We start from the raw sequence: 16,374 nt of genomic DNA on the forward strand, positions 1-16,374 counted from the left end.
TGCCGTAATCTAACTGATCAACGAGCTACCGGGGGTCACGGAAGGATGGGACTTGACCGCGCAGATCTCCCAACCCGAGTTCGGGGCCAGGCTCCGTAAGCTTCGCACCGAGCTCCGGCTGTCCCAGCGTGACCTGGCATCCGGCGCGGTCAACCAGTCCTACATCTCCCTGCTCGAGTCGGGCGCCCGCGTGCCCACCCTCGACGTCATCGCCCACCTGGCCAAGATGCTGGACGTGCCGCTGCGCACCCTGGCCGGTGACATCGACCTCGGTTCGCTCGACGGGTCGCCGGACGGCCCGCCGCCGCCCTCGCGCGACGCCCTGGTCCGCGAGCTGCTCGCGGCCAGCGCCATCGACCAGGGCGACCTCGAGCAGGCCGAGCAGCAGGTGCGCGCGATGTACGACGCGGCGGTGGCCGCCGATGCCCCGACCGCCGTGCTCAGCCACGGGCTGGCCCTCGATCGCATCCTCGAGCTGCGCGCCGACCGGCCGGGCCGGCACGATCTGCTCAGCCGGCTGCTTCCGGTGGCCGAGGCGGCGGGCGTGCCCGAGGCCCACGTACGGGTGCTGGTGTCGCTCAGCGCGGCCGCCCGCGACGTCGGCCGGCTCGACGAGGCGCACAACCACATCGAGCGGGCCCAGCGCGAGATCGAGCGGACCGCGTTCCGCAACGGCAGCGAGCACATCAAGTTGCTGGCCGTGCACATCTCCGTGCTCAGCGACGGCGGCGGCGGCCCCGAGATCGTCCGGCTGGTGAAGACCATGCTGGCGATGGCCGAGCGGCTGGGCAACCCGGCGATCACCGGACGGGCGCAGTGGGCGGCGAGCATGGCGCTGGTCGGGGTGGGCGAGACCGACTCCGCGCTGCGCCTGCTCAACGGGGCCCGGCAGATGCTGGCCAACCCGAGCACCTCCCTGCGCGACTGGTCGCGGTTCTCCGCCTCGGCGGTGTCGACGCTGCTCGACATCGGGGCGTCCCCGGCCGAGATCGAGCCCTACCTGCTGGGCGTGCGCGCGTCGGTGGCGGCGGAGGGCGGGACCAGCGCCGCCCGGCTGGCCGGCCTCGAGGTGCGCTACGCGGTCGCGGCGGGGGATCCGCAGCGCGCCATCGACCTGGCTGCCGCGGTCGACCGCGATGCGGTGACCGGCCTCGACGGCGTCCGGTTCCGGCACGCGCTGGCCACCGCGCTGGCCCGGGCCGGGCGGCGCGACGAGGCGGCGGCGGAGCTGCGCGGCGCCGCCGAGCTGGCCGAGAGCATCTCCGCTTACCGCCGCGCCTCGCAGCTCTGGCGCGAACTCAACGAACTGAGCCGAGAAACGCGGAGCTGAGATTCGCGGAGCACGGACACGCGACAGCACGGACACGCGACAGCCCCGGCCGGGAACGGCCGGGGCTGTCGCGAATCGGGTCGGGTCAGGTCACCGGGCCGAGGTCCGGGTCGGACCGGGCCGGCTGGCCTCGGGGCCGGATAGATTTACCAGGGCCAGGAGGGTGAGGCCGCCGTGGCGTCGGCCACGACGACGACCGACGCGCTCGGAGCGGCCGATGCCGGGGCGGCCGATGCCGGGGCGCTCAGGCCCAGGGCCAGGCCCGTGGTGCCGAGGACGGCAGCGACGGCGAGAACGAGGCGCTTGGTGATGCAGGCTGCATTGTTCGTCATGCCCCATGTCTATCGGCGCCGGCACCCCGCCGGGAACCTCGATTTCAAATCTTCGAGATGACCGGCGACGGGGCACCCCGAAAGGCCGTGCCGGTCTAGGATCGCGCGCCCTGCGCCTCCACATCGGAGGGCGCATGAGCACCACATCGGAGGGCTTGAGCGCTCCACGTCGGCGGAGCACGGCGCACCACATCGGAGAATTCGATACGCCGTTGAGGAGCACCGGCCTCCGCTGATGTCGTGAAGTCGCCGGACGGACGAGCCGCCCGGCCTCACGAGAGGACCCCGAAATGATCGACGACGACAAGTTCTCCGCCGCCGGCGACATCGCCCGCGAGCTGTCCGACCAGCAGATCGACCTGGACGCGGCCCAGGAGGCCGGTGGCCTGTTCACCGTGCCGGGCACCAGCACCATCGGCTTCATCTGCACCATCTCCTGGGAGTGCTCGGTGCCCAAGCGCCTCTGCGGCGTCAACGACTGATCCAGGCCAATCACTGACCGATCGGCTGATCGCGGGGCCCGTGCCGACACGGGCCCCGCGATCCGTTTCTGGAGGCGACCGCAGCCATGCACCTCGACGATGTCCGTCCCCTGTTCCCCGAGATCGCCGAGCCGGCCGACCTGCGGGACTTCCTCACCCACATCTCCGGCCCGCTGGTCGAGCGGGCCGAACCGCCGGCCGACCGCACCGCCGACCTGCTCGCCCTGGGCGCGCTGCCCGGCCCGGCCGACCCCGGCGAGCCGGCCCGGTTCGACGAGTTCGCCCGCGCGTTCAGCCGGACGTACCGGGCCGCCGCCGAGGAGGTGTTCGCCGGCTCGCCGGTGACCGCCCGCCGGGCCGGCTCCCTGGCCGACGACCTGGTCGCCTGGCTCACCGAGCGAGCTCAGGACGCCTCGCTGCGCACGCTGGTGGTGGTGTTCGACCTGCTGAGCCGGGCGGAAACCACCCGGGAGGACGCGCGGCCCGACGACCGGCTCCGGCGGTTCTGCGCGATCTCCGGGCACCCGGAGTTCCGGGCCACCGTGTTCGCCGTCTTCCCCGAGCTGCGGCGCCGGCTCACCGTCCTGGGCGCCAACACTGTCGAGCACGCCCGGCGGATGGTCGCGGCCACCACGCAGGCCGTCGCCGAGGGCCGGCTGCCCGCTTCGGCCACCGGCTCGGAGCGGCCCGAGATCACCGGCATCGGCTACGGGCTGGGCGACACCCACGCCGGCGGGCGGGCGGTGTGCACCCTGACCTTCGACTCGGGCCGGACCGTGGTTCACAAGCCCCGCCCGATGGCGGCCGAGCGGGCGTACGGGGAACTGGTCGCCCGCATCGCCGCGGCGACCGGCTTCGAGCTGCCGGCCCTGGCCGTCTGGGTGGGCGACGGGTGCGGCTGGCAGGAGTACGCCGACCAGGAACCCGGCCGTCCGGGGCCCGCCTACTTCCGGGCGGCCGGCCGGCTGCTCGGCGTCCTGCACCTGCTGCGCGCCGGCGACATGCACTACGAGAACGTTCTGAACCACCGGGGCCTGCCGGTCGTGGTGGACGCCGAGTCGCTGTTCAGCGTCAACCACCGCGCCGGGAACGGACCGCGCTCGGCCGAGATCGAGGCGCTGGCCGACACGGTGTACTCGACCGGTTTCCTGCCGACCCGGATCACCGACCCGGCCACCCCGAGCGTGTCGCTCGACATCGGCTTCCTGGGCTACCAGCCCGGTCAGCCGGCGGTCACCGCCGTGCCGACGCTGGCCGGTCTGGACACCGGCGCGCCCCGCATCGCGATGGCCACCGGGCCGGTGCAGGCCGCGGCCGTCCGGCCGTCGGTCGTGCCCCGCGGCGTGGAGCTGCGCGAGCTGAGCCGCGGCTTCGCCGAGCTCTACGACTGGGTCGTCGCCCACCGCGACCGCGTCCGGGGGTGGCTGCTCGAGCTCTTCGACGACCTGCCGACGCGAGCCGTGCTCGAGGCGACCAGCCAGTACTACAAGCTGTTGCGGACCTCGGCCCATCCCACCTTCCAGCAGTCCACCGAGGTCCGGCGGATCCTGCTGCACCGGGTCGGCCTGGGCCGGCTGCGGCATTTCACCGCGCCGGTGCTGCGGGCCGAGGTGGACGACCTGCTCCAGGGCGACATCCCGCTGTTCACGCTGCGGACCGGCTCGACCTGGGTGCACCACCGCGGCCGGCCGATCGCCGACGTGCTGCGGCGCACTCCGCTGGAGCAGACCGTCGCCGGTCTGGACGCCATGTCACCGGAGGGCCGCGAGCGCAACCTGCGGGTGATCCGGGCCGCGTACGTCGACCTGACCGGGCCGGAGTGCGACGCCCCGGCGTACGTCTGGCGCAGCCGCACAGCGCCGCCGGGAAACGGAACCGATCGGACGCGCGAGGTGGTGGCCGCCATCGCCGGCGAGCTGAGCGCTTCGGTCGTCCCCGGCACCCGCGGTGACCGGCCGGCCTGGATCGGCGCCACCATCCGCGACACCACCCTGGAGCACCCGTGGCGGGTCGACGGCCTGGGCGACGACCTGTACGCCGGGGCCGGCGGCCTCGCGCTGTTCCTGGCGGCCGCCGGCGTGCTGCTCGACGAGGCCGGGCACCGCGACCTGGCTCGCGACGCGCTGCTGCCGCGCGTGCGGGACCTGCTCGACGACCCGGCCCGGCGCCGGAGCCGGGCCGGCGGTGGCATGGCCGGCGGCTACGCGGGACTGGCCTTCACGGCCCTCGAGGTGGGGCGGCTGACCGGCTCGGCCGAGCTGGCCGAGCTGGGCGGCGCGCTCTGGGACCGGCTGCCCGAAGACCTCGATCTGATCACCGACGGCGACTTTCTGCTGGGCTCGGCCGGTCTGCTCGCCGCGGCGCTGACCGCCGGGCGGCCGGCGGTGACCGACGCGGTGGCCCGGCACGCCCTCGCGGCCGTGCACCCGCCCGCCGGCAAGCCCGTCTACACCGGGTTCGCGCACGGCACCAGCGGCCGGATCGCGGCTCTGTCGCGCTGGTCCGCGGCCACCGGCCGCACGCCGGCCGGACTCACCGACCTGCTGCGGGCGCACGATGCGCTTCATGACCGGGCGCTAGGGCATTGGCCGGTCAGCGACCGCACCCCGGAGCGGGCCGCTCGCGGCTGGTGCCACGGCAGCCCGGGCGTGCTGCTCGGGCTGACCGAGCGGCTGGCCGCCGGACTGCCCGGCGACGGGCTCGTGGAGCTGACCGAGACCGTCCGGGTCGACGGCTTCGGGCTCAACCCGTCGCTGTGCCACGGCGACGTCGGCAACCTGCTGATCCTCGGGCAGGCCGCGCGCTGGGATCCCTCCGGCCGGACCGCCGGGCGGGTGGCCGACCGCCGGGCCCAGCTGGCCGGGCAGATCCTCCCCCGGATGCTGCGTGCCCGGGCCGGCAAGACGGTGCTCAACGACGCGCTGTACGTCGGTCTGGCCGGGGTGGGCCTCGGTCTGGTGCTGAGCGCCGGCGAGGTGGACGTGGCCTCGCCGCTGACCTTCCGCCGGGAGGGCCGATGACCCGGCAGCGGGTGGTCGAGCAGCTCGGTCCGACCGAGTGCGGCCTGTGCTGCTGCGCCATGCTGCTGGACGAGGCGGGCGCCGGGGTGCCGATGCACGACCTGCGGTTGCGTTACCGGGTCGGCCGGGACGGGCTGACGGTGGCCGACCTGGCGCGGATCCTGCGGGAGAACGGCGTACGGCCGCGGGTCTGGCGCACGTCCCCGGCCGGGCTGGCCAAGCTCGGCCGACCGGCGATCTGCCATTGGCAGCGCTCGCACTTCGTGGTGGCCGAGCGGTTCGACCGGGCCGAGGTGACCATCCTGGACCCGGGAGGCGGTCGTCGGCGCCTGAGTCACGCGGAGTTCGCCGAGAGCTTCTCGGGTCTGGCGGTCACGGCCGACCCGGCCCCGCGCCGGGTGCGGACGAGGGAGCCCTCCGGTGTCCGGCTGCTGGCCCGCTTCGCCTGGGAGCGACGGCTGCTGCTCACCCTGGTGCTGCTGCTGTCGCTGCTGACCTCGGCGGTGCCGCTGGGCATCACGGCGTTGCTGGAGCCGGTCTTCGGCGGCGAGCCGGCGAACCTGTCGGCGGGGTTGCTGCTGTCCGGCGTCGGTCTGGCCTTCGGGCTGCTCCTGTTCGTCCGGACCGTGGCCGGGATCGTCGCCTCGGTGGCGGTCGGGCGCTCGCTGGCCTCGGCCGTCTTCGACCGCCTGCTGCGGCTGCCGTACGGCTTCGCCGAGAACCGGGGCCCGGGCGATCTGATGTTCACCCTGGAATCGGTGCAGCAGTTGCGCACGCTGTTGTGCAACGACGTCATCACGGCGCTGGTCGGCGCGGTCGTCGGGGTGGTCCTGCTGACCTGGCTGGCCGCCCTCTCGGCCGGGGCCGCGCTGGCCGCCGCGGGGCTGATCGCTGTGCTGGCGGTGGGCACGGTGGCGGCCGGGGGTGCGGTGCGGCGGCTCGCGTACGCCCAGACCCGCGCCCAGGCCGACCTGCAGGCGACCCAGCTCTCGGCGATCTCCGGGCTGGAGCTGATCAAGACGAACGGGATGGAAGCGGCCTACCTGGCCCAGTGGACGCGGCGCAGCGACACCGTCCAGCACCGGTTCGCCCGGCTGCAGACCGTGCAGGGGCTGTTCAACGCGCTCACCGCGGGCGTGATGTTCGTCGGCCCGGTGGTGGTCCTGCAGCAGGCGGTGTCGGGCGGGCCGGCGACCGTGCCGATGATCGTGTCGGTGCAGGCGCTGGCCGGCCTCCTGCTGGGTCAGGTCAACCTGCTGGTCGGCTCGGTGACCCGGCTGGCCCAGGCCGGCTCGCTGCTGGTCCGGATCTCCGACATCCTGCTCCGCCCGGCCGACGACGTGCTGCGCGGCGAGGTGCCCGACCGGCCCGACGGCGCGATCACGGTCGAGGGCGTGTCGTTCGCCTACGGCTCGTTCGGCCGCAAGGTGCTCGACCGGGCCAGCCTGCACGTGCCCGCGGGCGCGAAGGTGGCCGTGGTCGGCCCGTCCGGCTGTGGCAAGTCCACGCTGGCGCGGCTGCTGGTCGGCCTGCACCGCCCGGACGCGGGCCGGATCGTGATCGGCGGGACGGAGCTGGGCCGCTACGACCGGGAGCGGTTCTATCAGGCGGTCGCCTACGTGCCGCAGAACGTGGTGCTGGAGTACGGCACGGTGCGCGACAACATCGCCTGGGGCGCCGGCGAGCCCGACGAGCAGCGGGTGCACGAGGCGGCCCGCCGGGTCGGCCTGCACGACGAGATCCTCGCGCTGCCGCTGGGCTACGACACGCCGGTGGCCTCGCTGGGGCAGAACTTCTCGGGCGGCCAGCGACAGCGGATCGCGCTGGCCCGGGCCGCGTTCAAACGGGCCTCGATCGTGGTGCTGGACGAGGCGACCAGCTCGCTGGACAACCTGTCCGAGGCGACGGTGACGGCGTTCTTCGACAGCCTGCCGGCCACCCGGGTGGTGATCGCCCACCGGCTGACCTCGGTGGCCGACGCCGATCTGGTGGTGGTGATGGACGGCGGCACGGTGGTGCAGACCGGCACCCACGACGAGCTCTGCCGGCGGGCCGGCCTGTACCGCGACCTGTACGAACGCTCCGGCATCGCTGCCTAGTCATTCCCTATATCACTGTAGTAATTAGGGCTACGGTACGCTGATTCCTGGGGCTGGACGGAAATCCGCAGGCCGAAAGCCATTGACGACGTTGGAAACGCGAATTACTTTGATGACTACAGTAACGTAAGTGACATGGCAACAACGGAGAGTCATGAACGAGCGGGAACTGCAAGCCTTCGTAGCGGTGGCCCGGCACGGGCGGATGGATCTGGCGGCACGCTCGCTGGGCTACTCGCAGCCGGCCATCAGCTATCAGATCAAGTGCCTGGAACAGGCGCTCAACACCCGGTTGTTCGCGCGGACCTGCGCCGGCGTGACCCTCACCCACGCCGGCGCGGTGATGCTGCCGTCCGCGCAGGCCGTCCTCGTGCTCATGGACGGCATCAAGGGCGCCACCGGCTCAGCCGGCGCCACACCCATCGCGGCCTGACCCGGCCGCCGCCAGCGAACCGCATCTCGCGTTTCCGCCCGACCACCGGCCCGGCGAGCGCGACCGACGAAGGACGGCACGGGGGAATGATCTTCCGAATCCTGGGTCCACTCGAAATCCACGGCGTGATCCGTTCCGGCCCGCCGGTCCGGCGCGCCCTGCTCACGGCCTTTCTGCTGCGCGGCGGGCAGTCCATCGGCATCGGCGAACTGGCCGCGCTGCTGTGGGACAACCCGCCGCTGTCGGCCACCGCCAACATCCGCAGCCATCTCACCGGCCTGCGCCGCGACCTCGACGACGCCACGCCCGGACTGGGCCGCCGGATCACCACCTACCGCGGCGGCCAGGTCAGCTATCGGCTGTCCCTCTCGGCCGACGAATGCGACCTGACCTGCTTCACCCGGATGGTGCGGCACGGCCGCAGCCGGTTGCTGCAGGGCGACGCCGAGCAGGCCGCCACCGTCCTGGAGGAGGCGCTGGCGCTGTGGCGCGGGCCGTTCGGGGGCGACCTGCCCGACACCCGCTGGTTCGCCGCCCACGCGGCCGGGCTCAACAGCGCCCGCTTCCTGGCCTACGAGAGCCTGTTCTCCGCGTGCCTGCTGGCCAACCGCACCGAGATGCTGGCCTACCGGATAGAGACCGCGCTGGCCGAGGCGCCGTACCGGCAACGGCTGTGGGAGCTGCTCGCCGCCGTGCACTGCGTGGAGGGCGACGCGGCCGGGGCGCTCGAGGCGATCAGGCGCTGCCAGGACCTGTTCGCCGACGACCTCGGCCTGGACCTGCCGCCCAACGTCGACGCGATGCGGATGGCCGCCCTGCGATGGGACCCGGCCGAGGCGGTCCGGCTCGTCGCGACCGGCATGCCCCACACCGAACCGGAATCCGCCCTCTCCCGGGCGTCCTAGATGACCGAGATCCCCCGAGACAGTGAAGAGGAACGATGAGCCCATCGGTCGAAGTACGACAGCTCACCAAGAAGTACGGCGGCACCACGGCCGTCGACGGCCTGACCTTCAGCGTCCACCCGGGTCGCGTCACCGGCTTCCTCGGCCCCAACGGCGCCGGGAAGTCGACCACGATGCGGGCCATCGTCGGGCTCGACCGGCCGACCTCCGGCGAGGTGCTGATCGACGGCCGGCGCTACGAGCAGCTCGACCAGCCGCTGTGCCAGGTCGGCGCGCTGCTCGACGCCAAGTCGCTGCACCCCGGGCGCACGGTGCGCGCCCACCTGGCCGGACTGGCCCGCAGCAACCGGATCCCGGCCCGGCGCGTCGACGAGGTGCTGGAACTGGTCGGCCTGACCGCGGTCGCCGGCAAGCGGGCCAAGGGCCTGTCGCTGGGCATGGGCCAGCGCGTCGGGGTGGCCGCGGCCCTGCTGGGCGACCCGCGGGTGCTGCTGCTGGACGAGCCGGTCAACGGCCTGGACCCCGAGGGCATCCTGTGGATCCGGGCGCTGATGAAGGGGCTGGCCGCCGAGGGCCGCACGGTCTTCGTCTCCAGCCACCTGATGAGTGAGATGGCGCTGACCGCCGACCACCTCATCGTGATCGGGCAGGGCCGGCTGCTGGCCGACAGCTCGGTCGAGGAGTTCGTCAACCGCAACTCCCGCTCGTACGTGCTGATCCGCACGCCCGAGCCGGAGAAGCTGCGCGACGTGCTCGCCGCCGGAAACATCGTGGTCGAGCCGGGCGACGGCGGAGCCCTGGAGGCGCTCGGCACCACCCCGGAGGTGATCGGCGCACTGGCCGCCGAGCACCGGATCACGGTGTACGAGATCAGCCCCCGGGTGGCCTCCCTGGAGGAGGCGTTCATGCAATTGACGGCCGACGCGGTGGACTACCGCGCGAAGCAGGAGGTGTGACGATGGCGGACTTCGGTGCGGCCGTGTCGTTCGAGTGGGGCAAGATCCGTACGCTGCGCTCGTCGATCTGGAATCTGGCAATGTTCCTGCTGATCAGCGTCTTCCTGGCGGTGGCCTCGGCCTACTTCCTGGACAGCACGTACGACAAGATGGACGCGGCCGACCGGGCGGCGTTCGACCCGATCGGCACCGGCTTCGGCGGGCTCCGGCTGGGCCTGATCGCCCTGGTGATCTTCGGCGTTCTGATCGTCAGCAGCGAGTACTCCTCCGGCACGATCCGCAGCTCGCTGGCCGCCGTGCCGCGCCGGGGCGTCTTCTACGGCTCCAAGCTGCTGGCCGGCGGGCTGGTCGCGCTGGCCGCCTCGACGGTCGTGGTGCTGGCCAGTTTCGCCGCCACCCAGGTGATGCTCGGTGAGCACAAGGCCTCGCTGGGCGACCCGGGCGCGCTGCGGGCGATCGTCGGCGCGATCATCTACACGACGCTGCTCTGCGTCTTCGCCATGGGCCTGGCCGCGGTCCTGCGCAGCTCGGCGCTGACCATCGGCATCCTGTTCCCGCTGTTCTTCATGGTGTCGACCATCCTCACCAGCATCCCCAAGGTCGGGAAGGTGGCGCAGTTCCTGCCCGACGTGGCCGGGGCGCAGATCCTCTACCGCGAGCCGCAGGGCAGCACCGTGCTCAACGCGTGGACGGGTCTGGCCGTGCTGATCGCCTGGACCCTCGCCGCGGTTGTCGGCGGCTACCTCGCGGTGCGGCGGCGCGACGCCTGACCGTACTGCCGGAACGCCGAAGGGCTCCGCACGCTCACCGCGTGCGGAGCCCTTCCGTCGTTCCCGCGCGTCAGCCGCGCAGCAGGGTGAGCAGGTCCTTGGCGGCGGCCTTGGGACCGTGCAGCGCCGCCGTGCCGCTCAGGTTTAGCACGACCTCGTCCACCCCGGCCAGCCGGTACGCGTCCAGCTGCTCGCGCACCTCGTCCGGGCGGCCGTGGACGACCACGCCGGCCTCGATGACCGCCCGCGCGTCGGCCGCGGCGTCACCGGTCAGCCGCACCCCGGCCCGGCCCAGCATGTCGCGGTAGTGCGGCGCCCGGACGTGGGCCCCGCACGAGGCCTCGGCCAGCGCCGCCGCGTCCCGGCCCGGCCCGGCCACGGCAACCGGCACGATCGCCACCACCCGGGCCGCCCCGGGCACCGAGCGGCGGGCCGCCCGGATCGCCGGGACGAGGGCGCCCGCGAGATAGCCGGCCGAGGCCAGCCAGGTGATCGCCACGTCGGCGATCTCCCCAGCCAGCCCGGCCATGCCCGGGCGCAGCACGCCCAGGCCGAGCTCGACGTCCGACGGGGACCCGGCGAGCAGCCCGCGGACCTCGCCGAGGTAGCCGCGGGCCGCGCCGAGCGGGCTCGGGTAGGGACCACCGAGGACGCCCCGCTGCAGCTCGACCGAGCCCGGGCCGAAGCCGGCCACGACCGGAAGCCCGGTCGACAACGCGGTCGACCGGGCTTCCAGGGCGGCCTGGTGGGGTGAGCGCAGCGGCATCAGCGAGACCCCGAAGCCGCTCGGGACGGCGATGCCCCGACCGGCCAGCCAGGCGATGAGGTGGTGGGCGTCGAGCGTCGTGCCCTGGCCCTGCCAGAGCCGGGCGGCCGCCCCCGACTGCACGAGCTTGCCGAAGACGGCCGCCTGCTCGGGCCGGGTGGGCGCGAAGGGCAGCAGCAGCGAGAGCCGCACTAGCGGGCCCGCCGGAACATGTACAGCGACAGGAGGATGCCGGCGATCATCGCGAAGGCCGCCCCGATGTAGTTCTCCTGGGTGATCGCCACCGCGGCGACGATCACGCCGATCACGATCGGGAAGCTCGCTCCGCCTTTGCTGGAACCGCGTGCCATGGGTTCTTCCTTTCTTCGATGGTGATCCGGGCCGGTCCTCGGAGGGTCCTCCGGGACCGTCAGAGGGGCTGCGGCGCGCCGAGCGCGACCGGGATGACCCGGCCGGCCAGCTCACCGCGGGCCGCGTGCTCGATCAACAGGTCGGTGTCACCGACACCGGACCAGCCGAGCAGGTAGCCGAGCAGCGCGGTGCGGCCCGAGGCGCCGGTGGCGAACCCCTGCCGCCGCGCCGCCGCGACGACCCGCTGCTGATAGTCGGCGGCCAGACCCGCGTACGCCTCGTCGGCGCCCAGGATCCGGCCGGTGGCCAGTAGCGCCTGGACTACCCCGCTGGTGCCGTGGCACACCGACAAATCGACCGGGGTGTGCCGGGGCAGCCGGGTGGCCGCCTCGACCAGCGGAGCCAGCCGATGCAGCGGCCGCCCGGCCGTGGCCAGGATCTCGGCCGCGCTCAGCAGCAGGCCGGCCGACCCGTTGCACCAGCCGGTGACCGGCGGCTGATCGGGGCAGCCGAGCCGCTCGATCAGCCAGTCGGCCGAGGCGTCGGCCGCCGCGTCGTCCCCGCGGGCGCGGCCCAGCCGGGCCAGGGCCCAGCGCAGGCCCAGTTCGCCGTGCGCCACGTCGTACCAGGGCTTGTCCCGCGGGACCGGGAGATGCGCACGGGTCAGCTCGGCCAGCAGGTCGGCGTCGACCCCGGCGTCGAGCCCGGTGCCCAGGCTCAGCATGAGCAGGCCGGCCGGCCCGTTGCCGAGGTCGGTCTCCAGGGCGCCGGCCGCGGCCCGGGCGGCGAACGCGGCCGCGGTCCGCTGCTGCCACTGCTGATCCACCCGATCCGGGCGGACCAGCCGCATCGACGCCGCACCGGTCAGCACGCTCTCGGGCGCCTGCAGCAACGGGTCGGCGTAGTCGGCGAGCAGGGCGTCCAGTCCTCGGTCGGCGGCCCGGTGGGCGGCGGCCAGGCCGGGGTCGAGCGCGGCCGCGTGGCCGAGGAACGTGACGATGCCGCCGGCGTCGTGGAAGGACACGCAGTGGCCCGGCGTCAGCGTCGACGCGCCCCGGTCCGGGCCGACGCCGGCCACCCAGCCCAGTTCGGGGCCGTCCGGGCCGTCGTACGAGATCCCCAGGCGCTCGATGACGCGGGCGATCTCGGGCCACCACCCGCGCGGGCGCGCGTCCGCCAGCACCGGGGCGAACACGCTCGACGCGCACAACTCCCCCGGGCCGGCCAGCTCGCCGAACGACTCCTCGAGCAGGAAGTGGTGGTAGTCGTCGGGCCGGGCCGCGCTCTGGGCCAGACCGCGCCGGGCGAAGTCGAGCGCCGTCCACCGGTGGACCCCGTCCACCCTGGACCGCGTCGTGGCCAGCTCGGCGTGGCCGGCCCGGGCCACGAACAGCGGGACGTTGCCGGCCCGCAGGCTGTCGCGCTCCTGCTCGCCGACCCAGGCCGCGGCCTGCTCGGACAGGTACGGCGGATACTGCCGCAGCAGCCCGAGCAGCCGCTCCGCGTCGTCGTGGTCGCGCAGATAGTCGGGGTGGGTGGCCGCGTCGATGTAGCGGGCGTACACCCGGGTCGAGCGGATCAGGCAGCGCACCGGCATCTGCGGGTACGCGTCGAGCACCTTGCCCGCCGCGTCGTCGCGGATCGCGGCCAGCGCGTCCAGGTAACCGGCCCGGATGTCGGCGAAGTGGGCGGTCGCCGCGAGCGCGCCGTCCCCCAGCCGGGGCAGGTTGTCCCGGTGGCGGTAGGTGACCGGCTCCCAGTGCACCGCGATGTCGTCGTTGTCACCGTCGCGGACCACCGGTCGTTTCATCCGCGAGACCTGCACCCCGTCGACGCCGACGCCCGACATGTTGAGGTCGTTGGCCGAGCCCGGATCGAGCATGGGCACCAGCAGGGTGGAGGCGATGGACAGCTTGAGGTGGTTGATCAGCCGGTGCGGCAGCGTGTCGTCGTCCACCCCGGCGTCCGGGCGGACCACCGTCTCGGTGTCGATCACCGTGGGGTGCTCGCCACCGGCGATGAGGTTCTCGTCGTGCAGGTCGGACGCGCCGATCGAGCCGAGCACCGCGCAGATCGCCCCGAACCGGTAGAAGTAGCGGGCCGGCTGGTCCGCCCCGGTCATCGGGCGGGGTTCGACGTACTCCTGCCAGCCGTACCCGGCGCCGGCCACCGACCGCGGCAGGCAGTCGCGCAGCGAGAAGCGCAGGTACGGGTCGACCGCCGCGTACAGGTCGCGCAGAAAGGCGTCCGAGAGCAGGTCGCGCGGTTTGTACAGCAGGCGCGTCCCGTCGGCCAGCCGCAGGCCGACCACCTTGCGGTTGTCGTTGTGCAGGTCGCCCCCGGTGCCGAACAGGGCCATCACCGGCGCGGACGGGTCCGGGGTGAGGCCGGCCTCGTGCAGGGCGGCCCGGTCGGCGGCGAGGGCCGCGAAGACCTCGGCGTAGGGCTCGAGCGACTGTCGTACGGAGGTCTCGAGGCGCTCCCGCAGCACCGGGTACCGCTCGAGCAGCCCGGCGGCCCCGGCCGGCCCGGCCAGCCAGTCGCTGAACCGGCGCAGGGCCGGGGCCTCGACAGTCGGCCGGAAGCGGTGAAACTCGCCGATCAGGACGCGGAAGGACTGCTGCTCGACACGGCCGGCGACGTCCGACCACACCTGGTCGAGCACCGCCTCGACGTGCTCGGGGGCGGCGACCCCGGTGACCGCGGCCCGCAGCCGGCCGGTGACGGCTTCGCGCGGGACGACGTGCCGGTAGAACGGGAGGAAGGCCTCGATGGACACGGACGGGTTCATGCGTGCTCCTCGGTCTTCTCGGAGTAGAGCTCGGCGTACGTGTCACCGCGGTCGAGCAGTTCCTCGTGGGTGCCGTGCTCGACCACCCGGCCGCCGGCGAGCACGTAGATGTGGTCGGCCGACCGGACGGTGGCGAGCCGGTGGGCGATGACCACCTGGGTCGCGCCGAGCTCCTCGATGATCCGGGTGACCCGGCGCTCGTTGAGGTTGTCCAGCGACGCGGTGGCCTCGTCCATGACCAGGATTCGGGGCTGTTGCAGCAGGGCCCGCACGATGGCCAGGCGCTGCCGCTGACCGCCGGAGAAGTTGGCGCCCATCTCGGAGACGAGGGTCTTGAGCCCCATCGGCAGGTCGTCCAGGAAGTCCAGGATGCCGACGCTGTCGCAGTACTCACGGACCTGGTCGATCGAGATGTCGCGGCCCATCGTCAGGTTCTCCAGGATGGTGCGGTTGTGCAGGTGCACCTCCTGGGGGATGTAGCCGATCAGCCGGCGCAGCGCGTCGCGGTCGTACTCGGCCAGGTCGGCCCCGCCGAAGCGCACCGAGCCGGCGGTGGGCTCGTACAGACCGCAGATGATGCGGCCCAGCGTGCTCTTGCCCGAGCCGGACGGGCCCACCAGCGCCACCTTCGCCCCGGCCGGGATGTCCAGCGAGACGTTGCGGACGACCAGGTCGCTGTGGCTGGTGAAGCGGAAGCTGACGTCGCGCAGGGAGATGGCGGTCGACGGCACCTCGGTCCGGGTGCCACCCCGTCCCTCCGGTGGCGCGGCGGTGATGTCGCCCAGCCGGGCCACGTAACGCGAGGCCTCGCTGAACTCGGTGTAGGTGCTGAACACCGAGGTGGCCAGCGCGAAGTAGGTGGCCGAGACGGCTTGCACGCCGACTGCCGCGCCGAGCGAGATCTGCCCGTGGGTCACCAGGTACAGCCCCGAGAGCAGGATCAGCAGCGGCCCGAACATCTGGGTGGCCGAGGTGACCCCGGCGATGCGGCCCTGCTGCAGCCGCATCCGGGTCTTCATCGCCTCCAGCGAGTCGTGGTACGTCCGGCTCCAGCTCTCGACGAACCGGTCCGCGTACCCGCCCATCTTGATGGTGGGAATCGACACGATCGCGTCGAGCTGCGTCGACTGGCTCTTGGAAAGGTTGGCGATCTCGGCGTCCACCGCTTCCAGCACCCGGACCCGGGTCCGGGCCAGATAGAGCCCGTTGAGCAGCAGGAGCCCGAACGAGATCGCGCCCAGCCGCCATTCGGTGATGAACAGATAGGTGGTGACGCCCAGCAGTGTGCCCACGTCCAGGGCGCCCTGGGCGACCCGGGAGGACAGCAGGTCCCGGATCGTGTTCACGCTGTTGAGCCGGAAGAGCAGCTCGCCCGGCTGGCGGGTGGTGAAGAACCTGTACGGCAACGCCAGCAACCGGGTGAAGGTCTGCGTCATCAGGTGCCGGCCGAGCAGCGTGACCAGCGAGGACAGCACCGCGACGCGGATGATGTGGAGCACCAGGTAACCGGTCGCCACGGCGAGCACCAGCGCGACCACCACCCCCAGGTCGTCCAGGCCGGCGAACCGCGAGGAACGGTCCACCGCCCACTGGGTGAGCAGCGGAATGCCCAGCACGGCGCCGTAGCCGGTGAGCGAGAGCAGCGCCACCAGCCCCATCTTGGACCGCGCGCCCTCGGCGAGCAGCGGCACCTTGCGCCATTCGGCGAACGGCCGCGCCCGCATCGGGCGGAACTCCGGCCCGGGCTCAGCCGCGATGACGATGTTGCTGAACCCGGCGGCCAGCTCGGCCGCGGAGATCCGGCGCCGGCCGACCGCGGGGTCCATCACCACGGCGGTACGCCCGTCGAATTTCTCCAGGACCAGGAAATGGTAGTCCTCCCAGTAGAGGATCACCGGCTCGGTGAACTTGGCCAGCACGTCGACGTTCCTGACCCGGTACGGCTTGACGGTCAGGCCGCGGGCCGAGAGGAACTGGGCCAGCTGCTGCGCGGACAGGCCGTCGCGGCCGGCGTCCATCTCCGTACGGGCGGTGGCGATCTCCTCGGCGTAGCCGAAGTACCGCAGCAGCGCGACGCAGGAGCAGAGGCCGCACTCGGTCTGGGTCACCTGGGTGACCGTGGGAACTCGTCGGCGCATG

Annotated in this window: 13 protein-coding genes; 8 read left to right on the forward strand and 5 right to left on the reverse strand. The window is 73.1% G+C overall.

Features of this window, described 5'->3' with window-relative positions:
- Nucleotides 1–52: 52 nt before the first annotated feature.
- Nucleotides 53–1,330 carry a helix-turn-helix domain-containing protein gene (locus HJC40_RS34830; RefSeq protein WP_250007681.1) on the forward strand — a complete coding sequence of 426 codons (1,278 nt, stop codon included), beginning with the start codon at nt 53–55 and terminating at the stop codon, nt 1,328–1,330.
- A 146-nt stretch (nt 1,331–1,476) separates the two neighbouring features.
- Here HJC40_RS34830 and HJC40_RS34835 read toward each other — a convergent pair whose 3' ends face one another.
- A complete protein-coding gene (locus tag HJC40_RS34835; RefSeq protein ID WP_250007683.1) occupies nt 1,477–1,662 on the reverse strand; it encodes a hypothetical protein in 186 nt (61 codons plus the stop codon).
- 290 nt (nt 1,663–1,952) lie between these two features.
- Between HJC40_RS34835 and HJC40_RS34840 the strand changes: the two genes are divergently transcribed.
- The 7 genes from HJC40_RS34840 (at nt 1,953) to HJC40_RS34870 (ending at nt 10,327) form a co-directional block, all read left to right on the forward strand.
- Nucleotides 1,953–2,144 (forward strand): hypothetical protein, encoded by a 192-nt coding sequence (locus HJC40_RS34840; protein ID WP_250007684.1) that lies wholly within the window; start codon nt 1,953–1,955, stop codon nt 2,142–2,144.
- Between the two features lie 86 nt (nt 2,145–2,230).
- Nucleotides 2,231–5,164, forward strand: a complete 2,934-nt coding sequence (gene lanM / locus HJC40_RS34845) for a type 2 lanthipeptide synthetase LanM (protein ID WP_250007685.1) — start codon at nt 2,231–2,233, stop codon at nt 5,162–5,164.
- Nucleotides 5,161–7,263 carry a peptidase domain-containing ABC transporter gene (locus HJC40_RS34850; protein WP_250007686.1) on the forward strand — a complete coding sequence of 701 codons (2,103 nt, stop codon included), beginning with the start codon at nt 5,161–5,163 and terminating at the stop codon, nt 7,261–7,263. The genes lanM and HJC40_RS34850 overlap by 4 nt, the downstream gene beginning before the upstream one ends.
- 154 nt (nt 7,264–7,417) lie before the next feature.
- Nucleotides 7,418–7,696, forward strand: a complete 279-nt coding sequence (locus HJC40_RS34855; protein WP_250007687.1) for a LysR family transcriptional regulator — start codon at nt 7,418–7,420, stop codon at nt 7,694–7,696.
- An 86-nt stretch (nt 7,697–7,782) separates the two neighbouring features.
- Entirely contained in the window at nt 7,783–8,601 is an 819-nt protein-coding gene (locus HJC40_RS34860) for a BTAD domain-containing putative transcriptional regulator (protein ID WP_250007689.1), read from the forward strand.
- 35 nt (nt 8,602–8,636) lie between these two features.
- Nucleotides 8,637–9,557, forward strand: coding sequence for an ABC transporter ATP-binding protein (locus HJC40_RS34865; protein ID WP_250007690.1), 921 nt, complete (start codon nt 8,637–8,639; stop codon nt 9,555–9,557).
- A gap of 2 nt (nt 9,558–9,559) precedes the next feature.
- Nucleotides 9,560–10,327: an ABC transporter permease subunit gene (locus HJC40_RS34870; RefSeq protein WP_250007691.1), complete on the forward strand. Its 768-nt coding sequence runs from the start codon at nt 9,560–9,562 to the stop codon at nt 10,325–10,327.
- 70 nt (nt 10,328–10,397) lie between these two features.
- On the opposite strand, the gene HJC40_RS34875 is transcribed toward HJC40_RS34870, so the two are convergent.
- Genes HJC40_RS34875 through HJC40_RS34890 form a run of 4 tightly spaced genes read right to left on the reverse strand, consistent with a single transcriptional unit; the run spans nt 10,398 to nt 16,373 of the window.
- The gene (locus HJC40_RS34875; protein ID WP_250007693.1) at nt 10,398–11,285 is read right to left on the reverse strand and encodes an LLM class flavin-dependent oxidoreductase; all 888 of its coding nucleotides are present in this window, start codon (nt 11,283–11,285) and stop codon (nt 10,398–10,400) included.
- Nucleotides 11,285–11,443, reverse strand: coding sequence for a hypothetical protein (locus HJC40_RS34880; protein WP_250007694.1), 159 nt, complete (start codon nt 11,441–11,443; stop codon nt 11,285–11,287). Before HJC40_RS34880 ends, HJC40_RS34875 begins: the two co-directional genes overlap by 1 nt.
- Before the next feature lie 59 nt (nt 11,444–11,502).
- Nucleotides 11,503–14,235 carry a DUF4135 domain-containing protein gene (locus HJC40_RS34885; RefSeq protein WP_250007695.1) on the reverse strand — a complete coding sequence of 911 codons (2,733 nt, stop codon included), beginning with the start codon at nt 14,233–14,235 and terminating at the stop codon, nt 11,503–11,505.
- Nucleotides 14,232–16,373, reverse strand: a complete 2,142-nt coding sequence (locus tag HJC40_RS34890) for a peptidase domain-containing ABC transporter (protein ID WP_250007696.1) — start codon at nt 16,371–16,373, stop codon at nt 14,232–14,234. Before HJC40_RS34890 ends, HJC40_RS34885 begins: the two co-directional genes overlap by 4 nt.
- Nucleotide 16,374 lies beyond the last annotated feature (1 nt).

This window comes from Actinoplanes sp. M2I2, assembly GCF_023544445.1.
GTDB lineage: Bacteria > Actinomycetota > Actinomycetes > Mycobacteriales > Micromonosporaceae > Actinoplanes.